Origin of the sequence: Gluconobacter sp. NFX36 (genome assembly GCF_049887835.1) — a bacterium.
Classification (GTDB): Bacteria; Pseudomonadota; Alphaproteobacteria; order Acetobacterales; family Acetobacteraceae; genus Gluconobacter; species Gluconobacter japonicus_A.
Genome location: NZ_JAGEKJ010000003.1, coordinates 275,877 through 282,038 on the forward strand (window position 1 = coordinate 275,877; position 6,162 = coordinate 282,038).

A 6,162-nucleotide genomic window follows, 5' to 3' on the forward strand; every position below is an offset into this window, starting at 1 on the left:
TTCACGCGTTTTGTAAAACCGTGAATCATCACACAGCGAAGAATGCAGCGGGAGAAAAGAATACCTCTCTCATCCGCTCAAACAGAAACACCCCTTGGAAAAAAGAGCGACCTTCTAGCCGCGACTGAGCAGAAAAAGAGCCTGCTCTCCAAACAGGTTGGCAAACCGGATAGATCGTCTCCAGGGCGCCTTCAGTCCGTCTTCATCCACAGCGAGCCACTGCCGGACAACATACCCATCCTCCTCACAAAGAGCGAGAAAATCCCTGATCGTACAAGGATGAATATTCGGCGTGGAGTACCAAGGCGTACCCCATACCGGCGTCATAGGCATACGTCCGGTTGTCAGAAGCTGCAGCCGTAAACGCCAGTGCCCGAAATTCGGAAAAGAGATGATGGCATGACGGCCAATACGCAGCATCTGCCTCAGCACTTCTCGCGGACGCTCTACAGCCTGCAGTGTCCTCTGAAGAACAACATAATCGAATGCATCATCCGGATAGTGTGCAAGATCGTGATCTGCGTCACCATGCATGACCGGAAGACCGTGAGCGACCGACTGAGTGACACTCTGCATGTCAATTTCGATACCTCGGGCATCACAGCCCCGGGTACGATACAGATAGTCGATCAGAGTACCATCGCCACTGCCGACATCCAGAACGCGCGCTTTCGCGGGAATCATCTCTGCAATCAGTCGTTGATCAACGCGCATCAGTGTGTTTCCTCCCTGGTAAGACCCGCATGTTCGGCAGCACCATTTAGGAAACCTCTTACGGTTCGATCCAGATCAGGCTCATCAAGAAGAAACGCGTCATGCCCACGGTCACTTTCGATTTCTACAAAAGAGACGTTTGCTCCAGCTTTGTTTAAAGCACGCACCAGCAGCCGGGACTGAGACGTCGGGAAAAGCCAGTCAGAACTGAAAGACACGACACAGAAACGCGTCTCGCACTTTCCAAACGGAGCTGACAGATCGCCGTCATGCTCGGCAGCCAGATCAAAATAATCCATCGCCCGCGTAATCGTCAGATAGGAGTTTGCATCAAATCTTCGGACGAATGTTGACCCCTGATGCCGTAGATAACTTTCAACCTCAAACATTTCGCCAAACAGCGATGGACTGCTCGCTGCGGGAATGGCCGTAGCTGTTTCCTTACGAACACGCCGACCAAATTTTCGACTCAGAGCCTCTTCTGAGAGATAGGTGATGTGCGCCATCATACGCGCAACCCCCAGACCACGCGCCGGAATAGCACCAAAATCCCGGTAATGTCCGTCATGCCAGTGAGGATCTGCAAAGATGGCCTGACGACTGACCTCGTTAAACGCAATATTCTGCGCCGAATGAAAAGGCGACGTGGCAATGGGCAAAGCTGCGAAAACGCGCTCTGGATGATCTGCCACCCATGTCAGCGCCTGCATACCGCCCATTGATCCACCCACGACAGCAAAGAGGCGTTCAATTCCAAGATAATCTACCAGACGGACCTGAGAGGCCACGATGTCATGCATCGTAATAGGAGGAAACTCGCTGTCCCAGGCCTTGCCCGTCTCAGAACAGAGGGATCGTGGCCCCGTGGACCCCATACAGCCCCCAAGGACATTCGGACAGATCACGAAAAAGCGGTCCGTATCGATTGGAAGTCCGGGGCCGACCATACGGCTCCACCAACCAGGCTTTCCCGTCAACGGGTTAGGCTCTGCAAGATACTGGTCACCCGTCAATGCATGACAGACGAGAATGGCGTTATCGCGGGTAGCAGACAGCGTGCCGTAAGTGCAGTAAGCGACTTCCAGAGGCGCAAGATGAGCACCACATTCCAGCGCCATCCCCTCTTCCAGACGCATGGTTTGATGCTTGTAGACAGGACCTTCCTCAACGGAAGAAGACACACTGCGATCCATCAGTTCCCACCTCGAATGCCTTCCGGGGCGGACGGTATGACATTGTCCCGGCGACACAGCAAATTTCTTTCTGGATTGACGATAAATTAACGAGCTTGAATTTTGTTAAGAAACAGTAAAAAAACATCTCATGCCAGATGGTCTTACAACTTGCGTTCGTTCCGGTCCCTTCGCTGGTTCCGTACGCCCCACCCCCCTTCAGCTCCTCGGATACTCAGGGACATTTGATGCCGCCTATTATCTGAAGACCAATCCTGACCTGAAAAATCTGGGAACAGCCGTTCTACGGCATTATCATCACTGTGGCTGGAAAGAAGGACGCAAACCCAACCCGTTCTTTGATCCACGCTGGTATCTGCAGCAATACCCGGACGTTCTTGGCGACCCTTTGCTTCATTACGTTACCGCTGGAGAAAAGGAAGGCCGTCAGCCTATCATGTGGTTTGATCCGGCCTGGTATGCCCAAACCTATACCATTCCCGAGGGAATGCTGGCCTTGGCGCACTACCTGCTAAATCGACACACCCAAATCCTGCAACCCATCGCAGAGTTTGATCCGGCTTTTTATCTGAAAGCTTACCCGGATGTCGCTGCGGCAGGGATAGACCCACTCGAACACTATATGATCCAGGGGTTTCGTGAGGCCAGACAGCCTTTTGAAGCATTTGATCTAGTCTATTATCGCAAGAACTACCTGCGACATGAACCAGAGACAAACCCTCTCCTGCATTACCTGGAAAACAGACACAAACCCAGTATTCATCCTGCACAACCACAAAACGAACTCACGGTTTTCCGGGAAGTTCGTCGACGCAGCACGCCCGGACCACTGTTTGAAAAGACCCAGCCCCTTCCAGAGAGTGCGATCCGCCGCGCACGTGTCTTGGCCTATTATCTGCCGCAATATCACGCCACTCCGGAAAACAATGCCTGGTGGGGAGACGGCTTTACGGAATGGACAAATACGTCCCGCGCGCTCCCCCGGTTCGCTGATCACTATCAACCGCGCATTCCGCGCGACCTTGGCCATTACACACTGACATCTCCAGATTTATTGAAGAGACAGGCAGACATGGCAAAGGCTGCGGGAATTGAAGGTTTCGTCTTCTATTTCTACTGGTTCAATCGCAAACGGCTTCTTGATGGACCGCTGGAAATGCTTCTGGCCAATCCTGATATTGATCTGCCGTTCTGCCTCATGTGGGCCAATGAAAACTGGAGCCGCAGATGGGATGGATCCGACAACGACATTCTCATTGCACAGGATTACAGACCGGAAGACGATCATGCCCTGATTGATTGCTTTGCACGCCATATGCGTGACCCGCGCTATATCCAGGTTCAAGGTCGCCCTCTCCTCATGGTGTATAGACCAGGAACCATCCCGGATGCACCTCAGGCTTTTGAAAGATGGCGCAAACTTTTCAGAACACGGCATAACCTGAATCCGATTTTTGTCATGGGACAGGCTTTTAACGCCGAGAACCCTCGTGATTTTGGCGTAGATGGAGCCATCGAATTTCCGCCCCATAAGGTCGTTGCGAATTGCAGTCTGATCAACGAACACGTGCAACTGATGGACGAAGATTTCCGCGGTCAGATTTATGATTACTCAGATATTGTCGAGAATGCTCTCAAACAGCCCCCGACATCCTACCCCCTGATACGGACCGCGGCACCCTCCTGGGATAATGATGCGCGTCGCCAGGGACAAGGACTGGTCCTGCACGGATCTACACCCAAACTTTATGAGCGATGGCTGACAGGCTTGGTCGATCATGCTCAAAAAGAACGGTTTTTTGGCGAATCCATCGTCTGCATCAATGCCTGGAATGAATGGGCTGAAGGTGCATATCTTGAACCCGACGTACATTTCGGCAGCGCTTATTTGAATGCAACAGCCAGAGCATGCACAGGGTTTAAAAGCTCGCTAAACAAGGCCCGCCTCCTTCTGATCGGTCATGATGCATTTCCTGCAGGTGCTCAAAGACTTCTGCTCGAAATAGGCCGAACTCTTCGCAAATCTTTTGGCGTGGATATTCGCTTTATCCTGCTGGAAGGAGGAGCGATGGTCGACGAATACAGACGCCTTGCCCCCGTAGAAATTCTTTCCATCACTTCTCCAGAAACAAGCAAAAGACTGAGCGCCTTGAATAAAGAAGGCTTTCAGCGAGCTATCCTCAACAGTGCAGCATCATCACCATTAGCACCCGCTCTTTTCGAGAACAGCATTCAATACATATTTTTGATCCACGAATTGCCAAATATCCTAAATACCCGCAATCTGATCAGTGCAATGCAGAAAGGTTGCGATCTGGCATGTTCCATTATGCTCCCAGCCCAGATCGTTGCCCAACGTCTTGGGGTAGAAAAGCACCCCAAACTGAACATTCTGCCGCAAGGTCTTTATCAACCCCCTGTTTTGAGCACTAGCGCACGGCAAGCCTTTCATCAAAAACTAGGGCTGACAGGAGCAACGTTTTTAGTGCTCGGCGCTGGCTATGCAGATATGCGAAAAGGCTTCGATCTTTTCCTGCAACTGTGGCGTACCCTGCGAAATGACGCTCACTTCGTCTGGCTGGGAGACATAGACCCTACTCTCCAGGACGGACTCCGCTCAGAGCTTGATCTAGCACTGCTGTCAGGAACATTTCATATGCCGGGAAATGTAAAAAACATATCTGACTGGCTATCCGCAGCAGATGTTTTTGCCCTGACATCCAGAGAGGACCCCTACCCGTCTGTCGCTCTTGAGGCTGTCAGCGCAGGACTATCTTGCGTCGCATTTGAAGATAGCGGTGGGATTCCCGCCTTTCTAAAAGATCTAAATTCAGAGGATATCGACCATTTAACCGTTCCACTCGGTGACATCAATGCAATGGCGAAAGCTCTCCTTGCACTGGGGAGTCAATCAAAAAACCGACCGTTTCTGCATCGCAGAAAAATCGCACAAAAGATGCAACGCCAGCTTGATTTCAAATCTTATGCTGAAGCCCTTTTGTATCGAGCGCTCCCGAAACTTCCGAACGTTTCGGTTGTCGTCCCGTCCTATAACTACGCGCGTTACCTAGAAAGTCGACTGGTTTCCATTTTCACACAGACACTCCCTGTTCTTGAAATTATTGTTTTGGATGATGCTTCAACTGATAAAAGCCTAGATATTGCACAAAATACTGCCAGAGAATGGCAACGCGAAATCCGCATTATCAAAGGACGCAAACCTTCAGGGTCAGTTTTTCGTCAGTGGAACAAAGCACTGAAAGAGGCCCGAGGAGAATGGATCTGGATTGCAGAAGCAGATGATCTTTGTGATCCACAGTTTTTAGAAAAGCTTTTTGATGCTTTACAACAGCACCCCAATGCCACAATGGCCTTCAGCGACAGCAGATCCATTGATACAAATGGCGCTCCTCTGACTTCGTCTTACCGTAATTACTGCTCCGAGACAGCAGGCAGCATCCTTGATCACGATGGGTATTTTCAAGGACGCGATTTTCTGAAGACCTGTCTCTCAGAACGTAATCTCATTCTCAACGTAAGCGGAGCTGTTTTCAAACGCATCCCAATGCGCGCCGCTCTCCGCAAATGCCAACCAGACCTTAGAACACTCAGCATTGCGGGAGATTGGCGTATTTACCTTGAGCTATTAGATCAAAATGAAACGGGTATTGTTTACGTCAAAGAACCCCTGAACATTCACCGACGCCATGAACATTCAGCAACACATCGCCTCAATAAAAATAGACACGTCAATGAAATAAAATTTATGCACACAACCATTTCCAAACGAATACATCTCTCCGATGAGAAAATAATAAAGCAAAAGACCTACCAAATAAAAATTATCAATCAATTTAATAATTAATTTATAAAAGAAATTATTTAAGTTTATACTTCAATAAATTTTATCAATTTTGTTTTTTAAACTCTGTTGTTTTACCCCTACCTCTGACTTCTTCTGAGTTAGGGTCTGTGTGTTGTTTGTATGGACTTATTGGTGTGCTGAGCAAAAGCCTCTGGTGTCATGTTCTTAAGGCTGGTGTGGGACCTGACAGCGTTATAGTTGGCTTTTCTACGTTTCGTTCTGAACGGATATGGAAACAGGTTGAGAGACGGCCCAGTGGGTCACTGGTGTGATGGAGACGTACGTGATTGCCTGGCCTTCTTTTCGAGGGTCGGGCCGCAATGAGACGACTGATATGACGCGGAAATATCTGCGTCAGCGGTCGATGTGTAGGGATTTATGATGGGATTG

3 protein-coding genes are annotated in these 6,162 nt (G+C 49.8%); 1 reads left to right on the forward strand and 2 read right to left on the reverse strand.

Going from position 1 to position 6,162, the window contains the following annotated elements:
* Nucleotides 1-114: 114 nt before the first annotated feature.
* Both metW and metX read right to left on the reverse strand, forming a co-directional pair.
* A complete protein-coding gene (metW, locus tag J4P41_RS04835; protein WP_426066285.1) occupies nt 115-714 on the reverse strand; it encodes a methionine biosynthesis protein MetW in 600 nt (199 codons plus the stop codon).
* The gene (metX, locus tag J4P41_RS04840) at nt 714-1,907 is read right to left on the reverse strand and encodes a homoserine O-acetyltransferase MetX (protein WP_426066286.1); all 1,194 of its coding nucleotides are present in this window, start codon (nt 1,905-1,907) and stop codon (nt 714-716) included. Before metX ends, metW begins: the two co-directional genes overlap by 1 nt.
* Before the next feature lie 130 nt (nt 1,908-2,037).
* Between metX and J4P41_RS04845 the strand changes: the two genes are divergently transcribed.
* The gene (locus tag J4P41_RS04845) at nt 2,038-5,772 is read left to right on the forward strand and encodes a glycoside hydrolase family 99-like domain-containing protein (RefSeq protein WP_426066287.1); all 3,735 of its coding nucleotides are present in this window, start codon (nt 2,038-2,040) and stop codon (nt 5,770-5,772) included.
* Nucleotides 5,773-6,162 lie beyond the last annotated feature (390 nt).

Excerpts from the sequence above, each read along its gene's own strand:
- metX (WP_426066286.1), bottom strand. The coding sequence starts at position 1,907 with ATGGATCGCAGTGTGTCTTCTTCCGTTGAGGAAGGTCCTGTCTACAAG.
- metW (WP_426066285.1), bottom strand. The coding sequence starts at position 714 with ATGCGCGTTGATCAACGACTGATTGCAGAGATGATTCCCGCGAAAGCG.
- J4P41_RS04845 (WP_426066287.1), top strand. The coding sequence starts at position 2,038 with ATGCCAGATGGTCTTACAACTTGCGTTCGTTCCGGTCCCTTCGCTGGT.